At 71.8% G+C, this 21,304-nt stretch carries 17 protein-coding genes and 1 pseudogene; 11 read left to right on the forward strand and 7 right to left on the reverse strand.

The genetic code is table 11. The features are described 5' to 3' along the window. The 3 genes and pseudogenes from ABZU43_RS11690 to ABZU43_RS11700 form a co-directional block, all read right to left on the reverse strand. A pseudogene (locus ABZU43_RS11690) lies at window positions 1-260 on the reverse strand (phytochelatin synthase); the annotation flags it as partial. A 1,267-nt stretch (window positions 261-1,527) separates the two neighbouring features. Further along, on the reverse strand, window positions 1,528-3,411 hold the full coding sequence (locus ABZU43_RS11695; RefSeq protein ID WP_355006468.1) for a Xaa-Pro dipeptidyl-peptidase: 1,884 nt from the start codon (window positions 3,409-3,411) through the stop codon (window positions 1,528-1,530). A 124-nt stretch (window positions 3,412-3,535) separates the two neighbouring features. After that, window positions 3,536-4,072 (reverse strand): helix-turn-helix domain-containing protein, encoded by a 537-nt coding sequence (locus ABZU43_RS11700; protein ID WP_355006469.1) that lies wholly within the window; start codon window positions 4,070-4,072, stop codon window positions 3,536-3,538. A 291-nt stretch (window positions 4,073-4,363) separates the two neighbouring features. Here ABZU43_RS11700 and ABZU43_RS11705 point away from each other — a divergent pair, with 291 nt between their 5' ends. The 11 genes from ABZU43_RS11705 to ABZU43_RS11755 all read left to right on the forward strand — a co-directional run bounded on the left by ABZU43_RS11705 (window position 4,364) and on the right by ABZU43_RS11755 (window position 17,960). Further along, window positions 4,364-5,968, forward strand: coding sequence for an ABC transporter substrate-binding protein (locus ABZU43_RS11705; protein ID WP_355006470.1), 1,605 nt, complete (start codon window positions 4,364-4,366; stop codon window positions 5,966-5,968). Window positions 5,969-5,978: 10 nt separating this feature from the next. Beyond that, the gene (locus ABZU43_RS11710) at window positions 5,979-7,064 is read left to right on the forward strand and encodes an ABC transporter permease (RefSeq protein ID WP_196926229.1); all 1,086 of its coding nucleotides are present in this window, start codon (window positions 5,979-5,981) and stop codon (window positions 7,062-7,064) included. Beyond that, entirely contained in the window at window positions 7,061-7,960 is a 900-nt protein-coding gene (locus tag ABZU43_RS11715) for an ABC transporter permease (RefSeq protein ID WP_355006471.1), read from the forward strand. Before ABZU43_RS11710 ends, ABZU43_RS11715 begins: the two co-directional genes overlap by 4 nt. A 1-nt stretch (window position 7,961) precedes the next feature. Further along, window positions 7,962-8,939 carry an ABC transporter ATP-binding protein gene (locus ABZU43_RS11720; RefSeq protein WP_355006472.1) on the forward strand — a complete coding sequence of 326 codons (978 nt, stop codon included), beginning with the start codon at window positions 7,962-7,964 and terminating at the stop codon, window positions 8,937-8,939. After that, complete coding sequence (locus ABZU43_RS11725) at window positions 8,936-9,913, forward strand: ABC transporter ATP-binding protein (protein ID WP_355006473.1); 978 nt, start codon at window positions 8,936-8,938, stop codon at window positions 9,911-9,913. The genes ABZU43_RS11720 and ABZU43_RS11725 overlap by 4 nt, the downstream gene beginning before the upstream one ends. Before the next feature lie 9 nt (window positions 9,914-9,922). Beyond that, window positions 9,923-11,161 (forward strand): amidohydrolase family protein, encoded by a 1,239-nt coding sequence (locus ABZU43_RS11730; RefSeq protein WP_355006474.1) that lies wholly within the window; start codon window positions 9,923-9,925, stop codon window positions 11,159-11,161. Further along, window positions 11,158-12,801, forward strand: coding sequence for a DUF885 domain-containing protein (locus ABZU43_RS11735; RefSeq protein WP_355006475.1), 1,644 nt, complete (start codon window positions 11,158-11,160; stop codon window positions 12,799-12,801). The genes ABZU43_RS11730 and ABZU43_RS11735 overlap by 4 nt, the downstream gene beginning before the upstream one ends. Window positions 12,802-12,838: 37 nt before the next feature. Beyond that, complete coding sequence (locus ABZU43_RS11740; protein ID WP_355006476.1) at window positions 12,839-13,210, forward strand: nuclear transport factor 2 family protein; 372 nt, start codon at window positions 12,839-12,841, stop codon at window positions 13,208-13,210. Continuing rightward, complete coding sequence (locus ABZU43_RS11745) at window positions 13,207-13,533, forward strand: TIGR04076 family protein (RefSeq protein WP_355006477.1); 327 nt, start codon at window positions 13,207-13,209, stop codon at window positions 13,531-13,533. Before ABZU43_RS11740 ends, ABZU43_RS11745 begins: the two co-directional genes overlap by 4 nt. Further along, window positions 13,530-14,522, forward strand: coding sequence for an LLM class flavin-dependent oxidoreductase (locus tag ABZU43_RS11750; protein WP_355006478.1), 993 nt, complete (start codon window positions 13,530-13,532; stop codon window positions 14,520-14,522). The genes ABZU43_RS11745 and ABZU43_RS11750 overlap by 4 nt, the downstream gene beginning before the upstream one ends. 102 nt (window positions 14,523-14,624) lie before the next feature. After that, entirely contained in the window at window positions 14,625-17,960 is a 3,336-nt protein-coding gene (locus ABZU43_RS11755) for a S8 family peptidase (protein WP_355006479.1), read from the forward strand. A 167-nt stretch (window positions 17,961-18,127) separates the two neighbouring features. On the opposite strand, the gene ABZU43_RS11760 is transcribed toward ABZU43_RS11755, so the two are convergent. The 4 genes from ABZU43_RS11760 to ABZU43_RS11775 all read right to left on the reverse strand — a co-directional run bounded on the left by ABZU43_RS11760 (window position 18,128) and on the right by ABZU43_RS11775 (window position 21,231). Continuing rightward, on the reverse strand, window positions 18,128-18,643 hold the full coding sequence (locus ABZU43_RS11760) for a DUF2231 domain-containing protein (protein WP_355006480.1): 516 nt from the start codon (window positions 18,641-18,643) through the stop codon (window positions 18,128-18,130). 71 nt (window positions 18,644-18,714) lie between these two features. Beyond that, on the reverse strand, window positions 18,715-19,350 hold the full coding sequence (locus tag ABZU43_RS11765; protein WP_355006481.1) for a LysE family translocator: 636 nt from the start codon (window positions 19,348-19,350) through the stop codon (window positions 18,715-18,717). A 2-nt stretch (window positions 19,351-19,352) separates the two neighbouring features. Continuing rightward, window positions 19,353-20,099, reverse strand: coding sequence for a metallophosphoesterase (locus ABZU43_RS11770; RefSeq protein ID WP_355006482.1), 747 nt, complete (start codon window positions 20,097-20,099; stop codon window positions 19,353-19,355). A gap of 88 nt (window positions 20,100-20,187) precedes the next feature. After that, window positions 20,188-21,231, reverse strand: coding sequence for an SEC-C metal-binding domain-containing protein (locus ABZU43_RS11775; protein ID WP_355006483.1), 1,044 nt, complete (start codon window positions 21,229-21,231; stop codon window positions 20,188-20,190). Between the last annotated feature and the right edge of the window lie 73 nt (window positions 21,232-21,304).

Here is a 21,304-nt window from a genome sequence, read left to right on the forward strand (position 1 = left end):
ACGTTGATGTTCTTACCCTGCACGCTCAGGGCGTTACGGGTCGCGGCGGGCCCGCAGTAGTAGAAGTTCGGCTGGGCTTCGTAGCGCACACCGAGCTCCCGCTCGCCGTGGCCGCCCTTGCGGTCGGTCTGCGTCTGCGTGGCCGGCTTGCCGGTGGTGGGTGCGGCGAACGCGGTGGTGACGGGGCCGGCGATGGCGCCGCCGGTGAAGGCGAGGCCGGCGGCGGTCAGGGCGGTCTTACGGATCAGATCGGTACGCATGATGGCGTGCTCCTCTGCCTCAAGGGGGATACCCACACCACACCAGGGGGGGTGAATGGTGGCGCGGGAAAGTTCGTCTGCCCGGCGACCCGCACGAGGGGGCCGGCGTCGGGACAGGGTGCAACGGGTGCCGGCGGCGAATCATTCCGCCAACCCGCAGGGCGGCGGCCTGTTGAGGTGCTCGGCCGTTCCGGGGGTGTAACCAAGGCGACCTGCCGGGTGTTCCCGGCGGCGGCCCGGCCGTTGTCGTGCTCGGCCGTTCCGGGGGTGTAACCGCAGTGGCCTGCCGGGTCTTCCCGGCGGGGGCCCGGCCGTTGTCGTGCTCGGCCGTTCCGGGGGTGTAACCGAGGCGGCCTGCCGGGTGTTCCCGGGGGCTGTTCCGGCGGTCGGCCCGGGGTGAGCCGGGCTGTTGCGGTGGTCTGCCAGGTATAACGACCCGGCCCGGCCCACGATTCCGCCGCCGGGGTGGCCCCGACCACCCGACACGCTAGACCGAACCCGACAAACCACCCACCTCGCCGGCCCGGCGAACCCGACACGGCGGCCAGGCCAACGTGATCCACTCGGGTTCCTGCAAGTCGCGGTGTCCCGCTGCCCAGGATGCCCCGACTTCACGGAATCCGAGTGGATCATGCTTGCGTGCACCGTTCGTGTCTCCGGACCGGGACTGACCAACAGGTCGGCGCGTCGTGAGGTCGACCCTGGTCGGGGTTGCCGCGTGGTGCGGGTGGGGCGTGGTTGCTTTGCCGTGTGGGGGCGGTAGGGGCTGGTTGAGATTGCCGAGTGGTCCGGTCGCGTCTGGTCGGGGTTTCCGCGTCGTGTGGTCGGGCCTGGTTGAGGTTGCCGGGTGGTGCGGGGGGCCTGGTTGAGGTTGCCGCGTCGTTCGGTGCGGCCTGGCCCAGCTCAGCGCAGTGCGAACCCGGCGCAAGATCGTGCTTGATCCAGGAAACAGGGCCTTCCTCGTGCCACGAGAGCACTACATCAAGGATCGAGCACGACCTTGCGGACTTTGGGCAGGGCACCGGAAAGCTCGCTCGATCCCCGGCATGAACGACGTCGCGTGAGGAGAGTGGCTGTTCGTCAACGCCCGGCCAGCGTCGATCAAGGAGTTGTGGTGGGTGACAAAATGCTCCGTCGTGGCCAAGCCGGGCACCACAACTCCATGATCGCCTCGACCGGGCGGGGCAGCACCGGCGGGGTGGTTCGGACGTGCGGTGGGGCAGCCCGAACGTGTCGGACTGCCCCACTCGGGAGCGCGAAGAGGAAATCAGAACCCGAGGACGCTCCGCCCGCCGACAACCGGCAGTCGCAGTTCGCTGTCGTTCGGCGCGACCCGCAGCTCGGTGCCGCCCAACGGCAACAACGTGTACTCCTGGTCGCTGGAGAAGACGACCACGCCGATCCGGTGTCCCGCCGGGAAGATGTAGTCCTTCGGCTCCATGGTCCACCGGTAGTCGTACAGCTTGCCCTGGCGCACCGGCGACGTTCGAGCGGCGTTCTTGCGGTTCTGCGGGTCCATCCAACCTCGCGTCACCACGGTCGGGGCTGCGGTCGACCCGGCCGGGCCGTAGTCGACAAGGTACGCGGTGAGGTTCGCGTCCGGCTTGTTGTCGATCGCCATCCGCAGTCGCATCTCCGGACGCCCGGAGATCCGCACGCTCTGCGTCAGCTCGGGGGAGCGGTAGGCGAGTCGGTTGGCGCTCGCGGTGTCCGGGTTGGACACCAGGGTGTCCGGGTGGATGGTCCGGCCCTCGTCGACGAAGCTCTGCTCGACACGCGCCTTGGGCGGCTTACCCGTGGTGAGCGCGCCCGGCGCGGTGGTGTCCGTCGCGGCGAAGCGCAGCCCGACCTCCCGTGCCGCCGGGTCGGGCCAGTTGGCGTACGTGGTGTAGGCGCGGTCCTCGCGCTGGAGCACCGCCGTCGGCTCGTCCATGATGCCGTTGCGCACGTTCCACAGCCAGAAGTCGAACCAGCGGTTCTCGGTCTGCTTGTACGTCCACGTCTGCCCACCGGGAAGGGTCACCGACGCGCTGCTGCCCGGACCACCGTGGCCGCCCTGGTGCAGCCAGATCTTGCGGGGGACGTCGCGCTTGGCGAGCTGGTCCCACCAGCCGGCGAAGTGCTCGGTCTTCACGTTCCAGTCGTTGAGGCCGTGCACGACGAAGACGCTGGCCTTGACGTCGCGGGCGTCGAGGTAGTCGCGATCCTGCCAGAACTTCGAGTAGTCGCCGGTGACCCGGTCCTGCTTGGCGGTGATGTCCGCGAGCTCGTCGGCGCAGGGCCCTTCGGCGCGCGCCTGCCCGGCGGTGTACTGGGCCAGGATGTCGAGGTCCTCGCCCTGGAACGTCCCGGGCGCGACCACCAGGCCGTTGGCCCGGTAGTAGTCGTACCAGCTGCTGATCGCGGAGACCGGCACGATGGTCTTGAGCCCCTTGACGCCGGTGGTGGCCACCTGGTTGGGCAGTGTCCCGTTGTAGGAGACACCGGTCATGCCTACCGCGCCGGTGGTCCAGCCGGCGGTGACCGGGGCGCCGTTGGCGTCGTACCCCTTGGCCCTGCCGTTGAGCCAGTCGATGACCGCCTTGGTGCCGAGCGTCTCGGCCTGGTCCCCGCTGGTCGGGCAGCCGTCGGAGTCGCCGGTGCCGACGCTCTGGCCGAGCACCACCGCGTATCCGCGGGGTACGTAGTAGTCGTCGAGCGAGCCGGGCAGGTTTGCCTTGGCCTGGGCCCGTTGCGCGCCGACGTCGAGGGCGCGACGCCCGTTGCGGTCGGTCAGGCCGTTCTGCGGCAGGTCGTCGACCAGCACGCTCGGGTACGGCACGTCACCCCAGGTGCCCTTGCGGTACGGGCTGTGCTCGAAGATGACAGGCACCTTGAAGCCCTGCGTGGCGGTCTCCCGGGGCCGGGAGATGTCGATCGCCACCCGGTCGGGCCGACCGTCGTGGTCGGTGTCCACCGGGGTCTGGACGAACACCCGCTCCTCGATCGCGTCGGCGAGCGAGAACACCGGTTGGGTCATGCCGTCGCTGACCACGATGCCGGTGGGCGTGGTGGGCGTGGGCGGAGCCGCAGCCGCGGGTGGGGCTGCGGTGAGAACCAGAGCGCCGGACACGCCGAGGCTCAGGAGGACCAGATGACGGGGTCGACGCATGCGCGTCTCCCTTCGGTTGGGCTGGTTGCCGGGTCGGCAGGGGCCAATCTCGAAGATCCATTCGTGGTCATGCTAAGTCCGCCGCGGCGTCCCGTCGATCCCGTCGACTGTCCACCGTGGTCGGTCAGGGAGTCGGTGGCGTCACCGCGATGATCAGGTGGGCGCGCTGGTCGCTGGCGTTGCGGTAGAGGTGCGCGAGGCGCGAGTCGAAGGTGACCGACTCGCCGGCGGTGAGGGTGTACGACTCACCGCCGATCTCGGCGACGACAGCGCCGGTGATGACGATCGCGCATTCGGTCGACGGGTGCGCCCACGGTTCGGCGGAGCTGGCGTCGCCGGGCGCGAGGTGGGCCTGGAGCACTTCCAGGTCGCCGCGGCCGGGGGTGAGTCGTTCGTAGGTGATCTGGCCGGGTGGCGCGGCCAGCCTGGTCCGGGCGCCGACGCGGCTGACGTGCACCGGTGGCGCCTCGGGCTCGGAGAACAGCTCGGCGATCGAGGTGTCGAAGACCTGGGCGAGCTTGCGCAGGGTGGAGAGGCTGGGGTCGGTGGCGCCGTTCTCGATCTGGCTGAGCAGGGCGGGGGACACGTCGGCGGCTGTGGCGAGCTGACGCAGCGTGAGGGAGTGCTGCTGACGCAGGTCGCGGAGTCGGTCACCGAGCATGTGTCCTCGTTCCAAAAACAGTGTGGCTGAATCTTGATTGACCTGACTATACGGGTCTGTTTAGTATCGCTGAACAACAGGCGGCAACGTTCGACACCACTAGACAATGCCGCACCAAGACGAACCGGACGACCTCCCAGTCCGGCCTACATCCAACCCGAGACGACGCTTCCCGAGAAGCCCGCGACGCCGTCATCCCATCGGCCCCGCCGATGCGTGGCGCCGCCAGCCGGGCGTCGACGCCCCGCGGATCCCGCACGGCGGGCCGCGCGATACGAAGGTAGGAACAGCATGTCGGTGTCTCCCCGCCGGCTCCTCGCCGGAGCGTCCGCTCTGGCGACGCTGGCCGTCCTCTCCGTCAGCGCCTGTAGCGCCGGCGGCAGTGGTGGAAACGCGAACGGCACGGCCAAGACCCTCACCGTGAACACCTCGTTCGTGCTCAAGACCCTCGACCCCGGCCGGGTCTACGAGGCAACCGGTCTGACCGCCGTGCACGCCCTCTACGACACCCTGCTCACCTTCAAGGGAACGGATGTGAGTAAGCCGGTCCCGGCGCTGGCCGAGTCGTACCAGGCGTCGCCGGACGCCAAGACGTTCACCTTCAAGCTGCGGCAGGGCGTGACGTTCGCCGACGGCAGCCCGCTCACCGCCGACGACGTCGTCTTCTCGCTCAATCGGCTGAAGAACATCAAGGCCAGCCCCGCGGTCACCGTCAGCGGCCTGACCGTGACCAAGACCGACGACAGCACGGTCGTCGTCGCCTCGGCCACCCCCGACCCGAACATCCCGGTGGTGCTGTCGATGCCGTCGACAGCGGTGCTCAACGCCAAGGTCGCCAAGGAGCACGGCGCCCGCGACGGCGCCGACGCCGCCCAGGGCGACACCGCGCAGCAGTACCTGGACACCAACTCCGTCGGCAGCGGCCCGTACGTGCTGAAGTCCTACGACCCCTCGTCGCAGGTGGTGCTGGAGGCGAACCCGAAGTACTGGGGCACGAAGCCGCAGTTCTCCCGGGTGGTGCTGCGCAACATGGATGTGCAGACCCAGAAGCTGACCATGCAACGCGCCGAGGCCGCCGAGGTGTCCCTGGACATCTCCGGCAAGCTCCTCGACGGACTGCCGGGCAGCCTGCAGACCTCCGGCGTGCAGGACACCGTCTACTTCCTCTTCCTCAACGCCGACCCGGCCGTCTCGGCGGTCACCTCGAACCCGAAGTTCAACCAGGCCCTGCGCGCCGCCATCGACTACCAGGGGATCGCCGCCCTGTACGGCAAGGGCGCCGCCCCCGGCACCGGGCTGGTCGCGCCCGCCTTCCCAGGCGCGCTGCCGGCCGGCGAGGAGTCCAAGCGGGACGTCGCCAAGGCCAAGGCGCTGCTCACCGAGGCCGGCCTGACGAACCCGACGGTCAAGTTCACCTACCCGGCCATCACCTACAAGGGTGTGGACCTCGGCACGGTTGCCACCAAGGTGCAGGGCGACGCCGCCGAGGCCGGCATCAAGCTGGAGCTCAACCCGCAGCCGCTGACCACGTTCCTCGACGAGATGCGCGGCGGGAAGTCTCCGCTCGGGTTCACCCCGCAGAGCCTGAACTACCCGGTCGCCGACTCACTGATCAACAACATGGCACCGGGTCAGGCGACCGCGCTGCGCTCCGGCTGGACGGTCGAGCGGGCCGACCCGGCAGTGGTGGCCGCCGGCAGGAAGGTCACCGAGACCCTCGACCTGGCCGGCCGGGCCACCGCCATGCAGGAGTGGCAGCGGCTGATGAACGCGTCCTCGCCGTACCTCGTGCTGGCCAGCAACTCCTCCATCGTCGTGGCGACCACGGACCTGACCGGGGCGGACTACACCGCCGCCGGTTGGCAGGTGGACGTCGCCGCGGTCGGGCGCAAGTAGTCCCGACGACATGACGACAGTCCACGACGGTGAGCCGGGCGCGGTCGCCACGACCGCGTCCCGGCCCCGGGGTGCCCACCCGCTGCTGACCTTCCTGGCCAAGCGGGTGGCGGTCACCGCCGGCCTGCTGCTCGGCGTCACCGTGGTGACGTTCGGTCTGGTCAACGTGGTCCCCGGTGACCCGGTCACCGCCAACCTCTCCGACCAGGCCCTCAACGACCCCGCCGCGGTGGCCGCCTTCCGCGAGAAGTGGGGTCTGGACCAGCCGCTCTGGGCCCAGTACCTGCACTACCTGGGCAACCTGCTGCACGGCGACCTGGGCCACTCCCAGCAGACCGGGCGGGCCGTCCTGGACGACCTGCTGCACTACGTGCCGGCGACCCTGGAGCTGGCCCTCCCGAGCATGGTGCTGGCGCTGCTCATCGGCACCGGGGTCGGCATGCTCGCGGCGGTCCGCAACGGCCGGCTCACCGACCAGCTCGTTCGGGTCGGCGCCCTGCTCGGGCTCTCCACCCCGCCGTTCTGGCTGTCCCTGGTCGTGCTGTACGTCTTCTTCTACCAACTCGGCCTGGCCCCCAGCGGCGGGCGACTGTCCACCGACTTCAGCCCGCCGCCCACGGTCACCGGCATGTACACGGTCGACGGGGCACTCGCCGGACAGTGGGACGTCGCCTGGGACGCCGCCCAGCACCTGTCCCTGCCGGTGCTCGTGCTGACCTCGCTGACGGTGGCGATGCTGGTCCGCTTCGTCCGCTCGGCGATGCTGGAGGTGCTTCAGCAGGACTACATCCGGGCCGCGTACGCCAAGGGCCTGCCGACCCGGGTGGTGCTGCGCCGGCATCTGCTGCGCGCCGGCCTCGTCCCGGTGGTCACCGTCTCGGGCCTGGCGTTCGCCTCGCTGCTCTCCGGGACGGTGCTTGTCGAGAGCATCTTCGGCTGGCCCGGCGTCGGCCAGTACGCGTACCGCAGCGCCACGGCGCTGGACCTGCCCGCGATCCTCGGCGTCAGCCTCTTCGTGGCGCTGGTCTACACGCTTGTCAACCTGACCGTCGACCTGCTGTACGGGCTCATCGACCCGAGGATCCGGTTGTCATGACGACACTTGCAGACCCGAAGGCGGAGCGGGCCCTGGGCCGACGCCGCTGGCTCGGCCGACTGCGCGGCGGCTCGGGCAGCCGACCGGTGTGGCGTCAACCGATCACCGTGGCGGCGTTGACCATCCTCGGCGGATGGTTGCTGCTGGCGTTGCTCGCCGACGTCCTCGCACCGTACGACCCGCTGGCGCAGAGCCCCGACACGTACGCGTCGCCGTCCGGGGCGCACTGGTTCGGCACCGACTCGCTCGGCCGAGACATCCTCAGCCGGGTCATCCACGGCGCCCGCCTGTCCATCCCGCTGGCCCTGGCCATCGTCTCGCTGGCCCTGCTGGTCGGCGGGCTGCTCGGGCTGGTCGCCGGATACGTCGGCCGGTTCGTCGACGAGGTGCTGATGCGACTGACCGACCTGGTGTTCGCGTTCCCGCAGATCATCCTGGCCATGGCGGTGACGGCGGCGTTCGGCCCGAACACCCGCAACGCCGTACTGGCCCTGGTCATCGTCTCCTGGCCGGTCTACGCCCGGGTCATCCGCAGCGCCGTGCTGAGCATGCGCGGCGACGACTATCTCAACGCCGCCCGCCTGCTCGGCGTCGGGCCGATCCGGGCGTTGCGCCGCGACGTGCTGCCCAACAGCATCGGCCCGGCGATCGTGCTGGCCACCCTGGAGCTGGGCAACGCGGTGCTGCTGCTCGCCGCCCTGTCGTTCCTCGGTCTGGGCCCGCGCCCACCGGCCGCCGAGTGGGGCTCGATGGTGGCCCTCGGCGCGCAGGACCTGTCGATGTGGTGGGTCAGCGTGTTCCCCGGCCTCGCCATCCTCACCGTGGTGATGGCCTTCAACGTGCTCGGCGACGCGCTGCGCGACCGGCTGGACCCCCGCTACACGAAGGGACGCTGAGGTGGCACCGCTGCTCGACGTCGACTCCCTGGCCGTCACCCTGCCCTCACCGCGTGGCCCGCTGCCGATCCTGCACGACGTGTCGTTGACCGTCGACGAGGGTGAGCTGGTGGGCATCGCGGGGGAGAGCGGCTGCGGCAAGAGCCTCACCGCGCAGACCCTGCTCGGGCTGCTGCCCCCGGGGGCGGCGGTCACCGGCTCGGCCCGGTACGCCGGGACCGAACTGCTCGGCCTGGACGCCCGGGGCTGGCAGCGGGTCCGTGGCGCGGGCATCGCCATGGTGTTCCAGGACCCGAGCGCGGCCCTGCACCCGATGCTCACCGTCGGACGGCAGCTCACCGAGCACATGCGGGTGCACCTGCGGATGGACCGACGAGCTGCCGCCCGCCGAGCGGTGGAGCTGCTCGACCAGGTCCGCATTCCGGACCCGGAGCGGGCGCTGCGCGCGTACCCGCACCAGTTCTCCGGCGGGATGCGGCAGCGGGTGGCCATCGCCATCGCGCTGGCCGCCCGGCCCCGACTGCTGATCGCCGACGAACCGACGACCGCCCTCGACGTCACAGTGCAGGCCGGCATCCTTGCCCTGCTGGAGCGGCTGCGCGCCGAGACCGGGCTGGCCGTCGCGTTCATCACCCACGACCTCGGGGTGCTCAGCGCCCTCACCACCCGTGGCTACATCTTCTACGCCGGGCGGGTCGTCGAGACCGGCCCGACCGGCAGCCTGCTCACCGCCCCCACCCACCCGTACACCGCCGCGCTGCTCGGCGCCCGACCGCACGGCACCCAGAACGGCGGGACGTTGCGGCCCATCCCGGGTGCCCCGCCGGCACCCGGCGAGGCGCCGACCGGCTGCCCGTTCCAACCCCGCTGCGGGTACGCCGAACCGTCCTGCGGTGAGGCCCCGCCCCCGCTCACCCCCGCCGGAGCCGACCGGTCGGTGGCCTGCGTGGTCCGTCCGCACCTGGAGGTGGCCGCGTGAACACCACAGCTCCCGCGCGACTGTCCTTCACCGACGTGGAGGTCGAGTACCGCTCCCGAGGGCGGGGTCGGGTGCGGGCCGTCGCCGGGGTCAGCCTGGAGGTGTCGCCCGGCCAGATCGTCGGCCTGGTCGGCGAGTCCGGGTGCGGAAAGTCCACACTCGCCCGCGTCGCGGTCGGGCTCAGCGCGCCGAGCGCCGGCACCGTCGAGTACGCCGGCCGACCGGTCACCCCGCTGGGCTGGCGGCCCCGCTCCGGTGCCGAGGTCGGCCTGCAGATGGTCTTCCAGAACCCGTACGCCTCGCTGAACCCCCGGCGCACCATCGGCTCTCAACTCCTCGACGGCGTGCCGGCGGCGGTCACCGGGTCGGCCCGCCGAGCCCGGGTGCACGAGCTGCTCGAACGGGTGGCCATGCCGACCAGCGCCGCCCAGCGGTATCCGCACCAGTTCTCCGGCGGTCAACGGCAGCGCCTGGCGATCGCCCGCGCGCTCGCCCCGGAACCCCGCATGATCATCGCGGACGAGCCGGTCACCGCGCTGGACGCCTCGTCCCAGGCGCAGGTGGTCAACCTGCTCGTCGGGCTGGTCCGCGATCTCGACATGGGCATGCTCTTCATCTCCCACGACCTGGCGCTGGTGCACGAGATCGCCGACGTCACCGCCGTGATGTACCTGGGCCGGATCGTCGAGGCCGCACCCACCCGCGAGCTGTGGCGCGAGCCCCGACACCCGTACACCAGGGCGTTGATCGACGCGGTGCCGCAGATCGGGCCCACCCCGCGCCTGCCCGCCATCCTCGCCGGGGAGGTGCCCGACCCGGCCAACGCGCCCACCGGGTGCCGTTTCCGGCCACGCTGTCCGCACGCGTTCGCGCCCTGCGGCGAGCAGCCGCCCACCGTCGACCTGGGCGGCCGCAGCGTCGCCTGCTGGCTCACCGACCCTGCCACGGCCCCGACCGTCGCGCGCTCACTCTGAGGACGCCCCATGCGCATGCCCACCGAACAGGTCCTGGTCAACCTCGCCCTCTACGACGGTGTCCAGGACGCCCTCCAACCGGATCGCGGCATCTGGATCGACGCCGATGGGATGATCCGTGCCGTCGGTCAGGTCGACGACGTCCTCGCCGAGGCCGGCGTGGCCCGGGTGGTCGACCTGGGCGGCGAGCACGTCATGCCGGGTCTGACCAACATGCACGTCCACCTCTCGCTGGGGTTGCCCGGCCACCTGGCCGACACGGTGCACGGCGCGAACCTGGCCGAGCTGGTGCTGCTGATGGCCGACTCGGCCCGGCGCACCCTGCACTCCGGTGTCACCACCGCCCGCCTGGTCGGGGAGAGCCGGTACGCCGACTTCGCCCTGCGCAGGGGGATCGAGGCCGGCGCGGTCGACGGCCCGCGCATCTTCACCGCGGGGCACGCGCTCTGCTGCACGGGCGGGCACGGCTGGGACGCCGACGCCCTGGAGGCCGACGGCGCGGACGGGTTCCGGCGGGCCACCCGCGAACAGCTCCGCGCCGGCGCCGACCTGATCAAGGTCTGCATCTCCGGCGGGATCGCCGGCCAGCACGAGGCGATCGACACCCCGCAGCTGCTCGACGACGAGATGGCCGCTGTCATCCGCGTCGCACACGACTGGGGGCGCAAGGTCACCGCGCACGCCGGCCCGGCCGACTCGGTCCGCCGCGCCGTCGAGCTGGGCCTCGACTGCGTCGAGCACGGGTACGAGCTGACCGACGACGTCACCCGGCTGATGGCCCAGCGGGGTGTCTGGTACGTGCCGACGATCGTAGTGAGCCGCTGTGAGCAGTTCTTCCGCGACTCCGGGGTGCCCGGCTGGTTGATGGACCGGGCCCTCGCGGCCGGCCCACGACACTGGGAGAGCCTCCAGCACGCCATCCGCAACGGTGTGCCGATCGCCCTGGGCAGCGACATGCCCCCGCACGCCGGCTACGACGAGACCACCGCGACCGTCCGTGAACTGGAGTTCATGGTGGACGCCGGGATGCCGGTCGCGGACGCGCTCAAGGCCGCCACCACCCGCCCCGCGCAGTGGCTGGGTCGTGCCGACACCCTCGGCACCGTCGAGGCCGGCAGGCACGCCGACCTGCTGGTGCTGCGCGACGACCCGACCCGCTCGGTCTCCGCGTTGCGCACCCTGCACGCGGTGATGAAGGGCGGGGTGGCGTACCGCGACGACAACGGCCGGTTCGGCGTGCCGCGATGAGCAGCATCACCCAGGTCGCCGACGGGTACCTCGACGCGCTCGCCGAGCTGGACCCGCAGGCGGCCGAGGCGGTGGGGCGTACCCCCGGGTCTCATGTTCCGGATCTCTCCCCGGAGGGGTTCGACGCCCGCGCCGAGCTGGCCCGACGCACCGCGACGGCTGCCGCTGCGGCGACCACGCATGACCCCGGTGAGCGGTCCCTGGCCGACGCCCTGCTCGACCGGCTGGCCAGTGAGGTCGACCTGTACGACGCGGGCTTCACCACCCGACTGCTCGCCCCACTGGCCACGCCGGTGCACCTGCTCCGGCAGCTCTTCGACAATCTGCCCCGGCACACCGAGGACGACTGGGCGGTGGTCGCCGACCACCTGCACCAGGTGCCCGACGCCCTCGACCGGTACGCCGCGACGCTGCGCCGCTCGGCGCGGCAGGGACGACTGGTCGCCCGCCGCCAGGTGCTCGTGGTCGCCGACCAGTGCACCTCCTGGGCCACCGCCGACTTCTACGGGCGGTTGGTCGACGGCTGCCCCGACGGCCCGCTCGCCGTTCGGCTGCACCGTGGCGCGCGGCTGGCGACCGCCGCCACCGCCGGTTTCGCCGCGTTCCTCCGTGCCGAGCTGGCACCCGCGGCGTCCGAGGTGGACGGTGTGGGCGGCGACCTGTACCGGGTCACCGCCCGCAGTTTCCTCGGCGCGACTGTCGACCTCGACGAGGTGTACGAGTACGGCTGGGCGGAGTTGGCAGTCACCGCCGCCGAGCTGCGGACCGTCGCGGGTGAGCTGGGCCATCAGCGGGTGGCTGCCGCGCGGGCGGCCCTGGACGCCGACCCGGCCCGTCGGGTGGCGGCCGGGCCAGCCCTGGAGGAGTGGCTGCGCCTGCGCACCGAGCAGCTGACCGACGCGCTCGACGGCACCCACTTCGACATCCCGGCCGCCACCCGCCGGGTGGTGTGCCGGATCAGCCCCGCCACCTCCGGGGTCATGTACTACACGCCCCCCGACCCGGCGTTGACGCGTCCCGGCGCGATCTGGTGGTCGGTGCCCACCGGCGAGTCGACGGTGCCGGTGTGGCGGCACGTCGGGACGCTCTGCCACGAAGGGCTGCCCGGCCACCACCTTCAGCACGCCGTCACCCTCACCACCGGCGCCCTGCACCCGTGGCAGCGCACCCTCTGCCAGGTGCACGGGTACGCCGAGGGGTGGGCGCACTACGCCGAGCGTCTCGCCGACGAGATCGGCCTCTACGCCGACCCGGCCGAGCGGCTCGGCATGCTCGACGGTCAGCTGTGGCGGGCCGCCCGCGTGGTCATCGACCTGGGTCTGCACCTCGGGCTGCCGATCCCGGCCGGCAACGGGTTCACCGAGGAACGCCGTTGGACGCCTTCTCTCGCGGTGGACGTCCTCACCCGTGTCGTCGGTCTGGACGCCGAGACCGCGCGCTTCGAGGTCGACAGGTATCTCGGCTGGCCGGCGCAGGCCCTGGCCTTCAAGGTCGGCGCGCGGCTGTGGCAGCAGGCCCGCCGGGACGCCGAGCGGCGCGAGGGTACGGCCTTCGACCGGAAACGCTTCCACCACACCGCGTTGGCGCTCGGACCCATGGGACTGGACCCGCTCCGCGCCCGCCTGGCCGACCTGCCCTGACCCCCGCACCGCCGTACCCGATCGGAAGTGACAGCCGATGAGCGATGAGCTCACCACCACCATCACCGACCTGTACCGGTCCCTCGGCGACCGGCCGGCCTTCGACGCGCACCTGCACCCCGACCTGACGTTCTGGGAGTCCGACGCCGACGGCCTGCTGTCCGGCCTGCCCGCGCTGGACGACCTGCGCGACCGGCGGGCGACCCGGGCGACGGGGTCGGCGCCGATCTCGGTCGCGCCGGAACACCTGCGTGCCGACGCCTGGGGCGACACCGGTCTGGTCCGGTACGTGCTGCGGGCCCGCTTCGCCGACAGCCGGCCGGACGAGTGTTTCCGGGTCACCGACGTCCTGCGCCGCGAGGACGGCTCCTGGCGCATCGTGCACCACCACGCGGAGGCCGTCCGATGAGCGCCGAGGAACCCACCACCGACCTGTACGACCTGCGGGTCGTGGTGGAGCGGATCGAGGGCCGCTCGGTGTGCGGCCTCAAGCCGGGCGACCACTTCGACGTGACGGAGTCGAATCGGCTGACCATCCCGGCCGGGGGGCACTTCTGCCTCTACGCCCTGGCGGCGTGCCTGCCGTTGCTGCCGGCGAAGCAGCGGGCGCTGGCCGAGGGTGACTGGATGGCCCGGGACAGCCACGTCGCCTGTCCGGACCCGGACGAGCGGCTCATCATGCGCATCGAACGGACCGGCCTTCAGCACATCCCCACCGAGGAGCTGACGTGAGCGCTGGGCTGGTCGGCATCGGCCTTCAGTCCGACAAGTCCGCCGACGAGTACGCGGAGCTTGCCGAGTTGACCGAGCGGCACGGCTTCGACGTGCTGTCGGTCTTCGGTGACCTGATGTACCAACCGCCGATCTTCCCGTTGCTGGTGGCGGCCCGGCACACCCGGCGGATCCGCCTCGGCGCGGCGTGCCTCAACCCGTTCACCATGCACCCGGTCGAGGTCGCCGGTCAGGTGGCCGCGCTGGACCTGGCCTCGCGGGGTCGGGCCTACCTGGGCCTGGCCCGGGGCACCTGGCTCAACGAGATCGGTGTGCCGCAGGTCCGTCCGATCCGGCGCATCGTCGAGACGGTCGCCGTCGTGCGGCTGCTGCTCGCCGGCGACGACAGCGGTTTCCAGGGTGGGGAGTTCACCGTCGCGCCGGGCACGTCGCTGCGGTACACGCCGGCCCGTGCCGACGTGCCGGTCCTCGTCGGCACCTGGGGGCGGCAGACCGCGCGGGCGGCGGCCGGGTTCGCCGGTGAGGTCAAGGTCGGCGGGTCGGCCAACCCGGCGATGGCCCGGATGATGCGCGCCTGGCTGGATGACGCGGCGGTCGCGGACCCGGACGGCACTGGTGTCGTGCTCGGCGCGGTCACCGTCGTCGACGAGGACGGTGCGCTGGCACGGCGGGTGGCCCGCCGGGAGGTGGCCATGTACCTGGCGGTGGTCGCCGCCCTCGACCCGACGATCGAGGTGGACCCGGAGCTGCTGGCCCGGATCCAGCAGCACGTCGGCCGTCGGGAGGACGACCTCGCCGGCGCGCTGATCGGCGACGACCTGCTCGATCTGTTCGCTTTCTCCGGCACGCCCGAGCACGTCGCGGGGCAGGCGGCGGCGGTGTTCGACGCCGGGGCGGGTCGGGTGGAGTTCGGCACCCCGCACGGGTTGACGCCGCATGGCGGCATCGACCTGCTCGGCCGGCGGGTGCTCCCACTGTTAAGAGCGTGAAAACCTCCTCGTCGAGGGCTCCCCGAAGATCGTTGACCTGCATATGATCTTGCGGGAAGTTGCCCGAAGAGGCACTTTCGTCCACATTAGACGAGGAGCACCATGCTCAGGAAAACGCGGTGGCTGTTGGCGGTTGCCGTCACGGCCACGACGCTGACCGCCCTACCGGGCGGCGCAGCCACAGCCGGCGGCATCGACCGACCCGGCGCACCCGCCGCCTCGGTCGACGGCAAGACCCATGCCGTCACCCTGCTGACCGGCGACGTGGTGACCGTCCGCAGCAACGGCTCGGGATGCCCGCAGGCCACGATCCGGCCGGTCGACGAGAACGCGGTGATCCACCAGAGCTGCGGCCCCGACGGTCACCTGCACGTCATCCCCGCCCGCGTCGCGTCCCAGGTCGGCCCGGTCCTCGACCCGGACCTGTTCGACGTCACCACCCTGATCGCCGACGGCTACGACGACGACAACTCCGCCGAGCTGCCGCTGATCGTGCAGCCCGCCACCGCGTCCGCCCGGGTGGCCGCGCTCGGTGACGTGCTCCCGCTGCCCAGCATCGGCGCGGTAGCCGGCCGCGTACCCAAGAAGAGCGCGGCAACGGCGAAGCTCGCCACCAACTCGCTGCTCGCCGGCGCGAAGAAGGTCTGGCTCGACCGCAAGGTGCACGCCACCGCCCTGACCGGCGGTGGGCGACCCGCCGGCCTGGACCGCAACCTCGGCCAGATCGCCGCGCCGGACGCCTGGAAGGCCGGCTACACCGGCAAGGGCGTCCGGGTCGCGGTGCTCGACACCGGCGCCGACTTCACCCACCCGGACCTGGTCGGCCGGGTCGCCGAGCGGGCCGACTTCACCGCCGAGGGTGGTGACGCCGTCGACCACAACGGCCACGGTACGCACGTCGCCTCGACAATCGCCGGCACCGGCGCTGCCGCACACGGTCAGCGTCGCGGCGTGGCGCCGGACGCCAAGCTGGTGATCGGCAAGGTTCTCGACGACCGCGGCTCCGGCGAGGACTCCGGCATCATCGCCGGCATGGAGTGGGCCGCCACCCGGGCCGACGTCATCAACATGAGCCTCGGTGGCAGCGCACCGGACGACGGCACCGACCCGCTCTCGCTCGCCGTCGACGGTCTGAGCAAGTCCACCGGCGCCCTGTTCGTCATCGCCGCGGGCAACAGCGGCGCGCAGATCTCCTCGCCCGGGTCGGCCGCCACCGCGCTCACCGTCGGGGCCGTCGACCGCGACGACAAGCTCGCCGACTTCTCCAGCCGGGGACCGCTCGTCACCAGCAACGTGGCCAAGCCGGAGCTCGTCGCACCCGGTGTCGACATCGTCGCCGCCCGGGCCGCCGGCACCAACCTCCAGGACCCGATCGACAGGTACTACGAGGCGATCAGCGGCACCTCGATGGCGAGCCCGCACGTGGCGGGCGCCGCCGCGCTGCTCGCCCAGCGCCACCCGGACTGGACCGGAGAGCGGCTCAAGGCCGCCCTCGTCGGCGCCGCCGACCCGCTCACCGGCATCGACCCGTACGCCGTCGGCGCCGGCCGGCTCAACGCGGCCCGTGCCCTCGGCGGCCCGACCAGCGACCAGCCGGTGGTCAACCTCGGCACGTTCGCGTACCCGCAGTCCGGAACCAACGAGACGAAGCTGAGCTGGACCGGTGAGTCGACTGCCGTTCTCGACCTCGACGTGTCGATCGTCAACCACGACGGCCAGCCCGTGCCGCGCGGCGCGGCGTCGCTGTCGACGAGCCGGGTGACCCTCAAGCGCGGCGTCACCGCCGCGGCGACTTTGCGGGTCAATCGTGCGGCGCTGGCCGCCCGGCCGGGCTTCTACCTGGCCACCGTCACCGCCCGCACCGGCCGCAAGCTGGTCGCGACGACCCCGGTGAGCTTCTACGTCGAGCCGCCCAGCTACGACCTGACGATCCAGACCAAGCCGATGCCCGGTCTGCGGGACGGCGCGGACACCTGGATCAACCTCATGGTCGCCAACCTCACCGACCCCCTGCTGTTCTACGGCGGGGGCGGCGGCACGCCCGGGGAGACCTTCACCCTGCGGGTGCCGGCAGGCCGGTACTCGGTGCTCGGCGCGTCGATCGCCTACTACGTCGACAGCGACGTGCAGGAGAGCACCCTCACCGCGGCGGGTGACCTGAACGTGCACGCCCCCCGAAGCGTGACCCTCGACCCGGCGCAGGCCCGGCCGGTCACGGCGACCGTCGACGGGGCGGCCACCACGACCACCCGGACCGACGTCACCACCTTCCAGACCGCGGTGAACGGCCTGCCGTGGTGGCACCAGATCAGCGGGTTCGGCGTGGCCACGGCGGTCCGCAGCGTGGCGATCCCGAAGCCCACCATCGGATCGCGGCGCACCTGGGCGGCCGTCAACATGGACTCACCGGCCGGCACCGCGAAGCCGTACCGCTACAACATCGTGCACGAGTACGCCAACGGCGTGCCGGCCGACCCGTCGTTCCGGGTGACCAGGGCCGAGCAGGCCCGACTGGCCCGCATCGACGAGCGGTTCCACCAGACCGACTCACCGGAGATGTACACCCTGCTGGTCCGCACGGGCTCCACTCCTGACGGGGTGCCGGTGACCCAGACCTACGAGGGCATCATGCCGCCGAGCCGGACGTCGTACCTCTCGCCCGAGATTGTCTGGGCCGACCAGGGTGTCTACGGCGGACTGGGGGCCATGGAGGCGCCGCGCCAGTACCGGCCGGGCAGCCAGCAGTCCAAGGTCTGGGCGCGGCAGCCGCTGCACTCCGACTGGTACGACGACCCTGCCGGCGCCGACTGGAGTTGTGCCACCCCGCCGTCGCGGTCCAGGGGCAACCTGCACCTGGACATGGTGACGCTGACCGACCAGCACCAGCGGGCCGACTGCCTCCAGGGCGAGGCGGTCGGTGTGAAGCGCAAGCTGTCGCTGTACCGCGACGGCAAGCTGGTCGACGAGCGGTCCGGCCCGTACGGCGACTTCAGCGTTCCGCAGTCGATGGCCGACTACCGGGTGACTCTCGACGTCGACACGAGCCTGATCCTGCCGATCTCCATTAAGGTCAACACGTCGTGGACGTTCCGGTCCGCCGGCCCGGACGGCACCGGGAGCGTGCCGTTGCCGCTGCTCGCGGTCGACTACGCCCTGCCGATGGACCACAACAACCACCCGGTCGACGGAACGGCCGAGCTGGCCGTCCGGCAGGCGCACGGTGTGAAGACGCAGAAGGTGACGTCGTTCCAGGTCTGGACGTCGACCGACGACGGCGCCACCTGGAAGTCGGCCCGGGTCACCGGCAGCGGCGACAGTTACCGGGTCGAGCTGCCGAAGGCCACCGCCGGTCAGGCAGTCTCGCTGCGGGTGAAGGCCGCCGCCAACGGCGGTAGCGGAATCGACCAGACGATCATCCGGGCGTACCACGCCGGCTGACCGTCATCCCGCTGGTGCGGCCCGGGCCCCCAACCGGGCCGCACCAGCACCCCGCCTTTTGTGGGAGCCCTCGATTTCCGCGCATTCGCTTCGCCGTCGGAGCGGTGCTCATCTCGGGGTGGCTCGTGGCGCTCTCCTGGCGAACACGCGACGAGGTCACCTGACCGTCACTGGCCCTCCCAGACCGCCTTCGCCCCGGAGTCGCCGGTGCGCACCACGTAATACACGGTGACGGCGGCGGCCACCAGCGACAGCACCTGCAACGCCAGGGTCAGCGGCCGAGCGGGTCGCCCATCCGCGCTGGCGTCGGCGGCCCTCGGCGGGACGAGCCGGACCAGCGCCAGGGCCACCACCCCCAACCCGATGCTGGCGTAGAGCGTGATGTCACCGAACTCCTGGTGTGCCTCCAGCTTCGGCAGGAACTCGGGGGTGACCCGGTTGGCGGCGCGCATCCGCTCGAGGAAGGCGTCGCCAGAGAGCTTGGTCAGCAGGGCGGCGACCGGCGCACCCACCGCCAGCAGACCCAGCACCCATCGGGTGTGCGGCCGGATCAGCGGGACGAACGCGTAGCCGACAGTCAGCAGGGCCAGCAGCGGCACGAACGCGACAGCGGCGTGCAGCAGCAGAGGGTGGGCCGGAATGCCCATGATCTCCTCGAACATCGGCGTCTCCTCCGGTGACATCGGCCTGGACGGTGATCGTCCACACCGGGACGCTATCGGTACCAAGCGGGCGTGTCATCCCCGCCGATCGATCAGGTCGTCGCCGCGCGTACGCCGAGGCCGACCAGGATCACGCCGGTCAGCCGATCGAGCATTCGTCGCACCGATGCGGTGCGGAGCAACCGGGCGGCGGCACCCGAGACGACGGTCCAGCCGGCGAGCCAACAGGTGTGCAGCGCGGCGTGCGCCGTGGCGAGCAGCACCATCGGCAGCAGCACCGGTCGGCCCGGTTCGAGGAACTGCGGCGCCAAGGTGAGGTAGATGGCGGCGGCCTTGGGGTTCAGCACGTTGCCGAGCAACCCTTGCAGGTACGGGTGGTCCACGCGCCAGGGCAACCTCCGGGCGGAAACCGTCGGTCGCCGTCCCGCCTCCGTGCGACGGCGCGACGCGGACCAGAGCATCCAGAGCCCGAGCCCGACCAGATAACCGGCCCCGACCAGCTTGACCACCCAGAACGCCTGCGACGAGCGGAGCACCAGCGCGGCCAGGCCGACAGCGGCCAGCGTGGCGTGCACGTAGAGCCCGGTCACCGTACCCAGGATCACCCACCAGCCCTGCCGCCGCCCGCCGCTGGCGACCCGCGAGACGACCAGCGTCAGGCTCGCGCCCGGCGTGGCGGTGATCGGCGCGACGGCGACCAGGAAGCCGAGCACCGCGACTCCGTGCATCCTCAGACCACCACCCGGTAGTGGGTGGTGAGCAGGCCCGCGTCGTCGTAGACGTGGAACGCGACGCCGGGCGGCTGGGTCTGGGTGGTCAACTGGCCGTCGCCCTCCCAGGGCATCCGCAGGGTGGAGACCACACCCGGGGCGATCCGCAGTGGACGGCCCGCGAAGGTGCTCGCGGCGGCGGTGTGGAAATGCCCGGTCAGCACGGCGACGACCTGCGGGTGGGCGGCGACGAGCTCGGCCAGGGGGTCGGCCGGCAGTAGCCGCATCGGGTCGATGACCGGGTGGTGCAACACCACCGGCGGGTGGTGCAGGGCGATGAACGTGGGTGTCCCGGCCGGCACCGAACCCAACTCGTCGGCGAGCCAGGCCATCGTCTCCTCGTCCAGGTGACCGTCGTCGGCACCGGGCACGGAGGAGTCGGCCAGGAGGAAGACCGCCCCGGCCACGTCGTGGCGGGCGTTGATCGGGCCGGTGCCGCCGTCGTCGTCACCGAGCAGACCCTTGCGGTACGCGTCGCGTACATCGTGGTTGCCGGGGCAGACCATGACCGGCAGCGGGGATTCGAAGAGCTTCGCGGCGGTCTCGTACTCGGCCACCTCGCCGTGGTCGGCGACGTCCCCGGTGATCAGGATCGCGTCGACCTGTCGTGGCAGGCCGTGCAGGTAGTCCATGACCCGGGCGGTCCGCTCGGCCGACCGGGGATGACTGTCGAGGTGGGTGTCACTGAGGTGCGCGATGACCAGCACGAGGCTCTCCTAACGGCTACCAACGTCAAAGCCGTCAGGGACGCTACTCCAGGCCAGGTCGGCCGCCGCCGCGCGACGGCCGCCGCGGTCAGCTCCGGGAGCGTGGTAGGCAGTCCTTCTTGTACTTGAGGCCCGACCCGCACCAGCAGGCGTCGTTGCGCTCCGGCGGCCAGGCGATCCGCGCGCTGGGCCGTGCCGACACCTCGGCCGCGTAGCCCGCGCGGACCGCCGCGTCGGCCGGATCGCCGTCACGTCGACCCGCGAACGCCGTCAACCCGGCCACCGTCGCGCCGAACACGCCCAACCCGGCCTGACCGGCACCCCGCAGCCGAACCAGCTCCGTCTCCAGCCGGCCCCGGTGCGCGTCCCAGTCCGGCCCGTAGACCTCGGTGAGGGCGGGATGCTCGGCGAGCAGGCGATCGAACTCGGCCCGAGGCCAGAAGAGCAGATCCGACTCGGCGTCCCGACGCTCACCGGCCCGACGGACGAGCTGGGTCTCCAGCCGGTCCGCCAGGTCGTCCTGTCGGTCGTGCGGCAGGTTCAGGTTGCGTCGTACCCGATGGCGCTGTTGCAACAGGAAGAAGGCGACACCGGGCGCGTCCGGCGGACCGAGATCGACCACCGGGTCGATGGCGGTGCTGGCCGGCCCGGACGCGGCTGTCGCATGTTCCTTGAGGAGCGTGTCGACCGCCTCGCTCAGCCACGTCTCGGCGGTCGCCGAACGCCCACCGGCGTCCAGCGCGGCACTGACGTAGGCGGGGGCGTCGGGCTGCACGAGCAGCAACGGGCGCAACGCGGTCAACTCCGCCATCGCCTCGTCGTCGTGACCGCCGGCCCGGAACAGCGCGCGGGCCCGCAGCGCGCGGGCGAACCCGGCCCGAGGATCATCGCCGGACGGGTACGCCGCCAGGGCCTGCTCCGCGTACCGCAGCGCGGCCTCGGGCCTGGCCCGGATCTCCGCGATCTCGGCGGCCAGTGTCAGCGCGTCCCCGGCGTCGTCAGGGTCCTCCAACCGGCCCTGCTCGACGGCCTCCGCGAGGTCGGCGGCGACACCGAGCGGATTCGCCGTCCCGAGCGCCGAGCGGCGAAGTTCGGCGAGGCCAGCCTTGGTGAGTGTCTCTCTCGTCGGCACGATCTCACGGTACGTCGGGGTGCTCGCGGTATGCGGGCAGATCACCTGTTACGCCGCTCTCATGCCGCCCGCC

Source organism: Micromonospora sp. NPDC005205 (assembly GCF_040608275.1).
In the GTDB taxonomy this organism is placed as follows: Bacteria; Actinomycetota; Actinomycetes; order Mycobacteriales; family Micromonosporaceae; genus Micromonospora.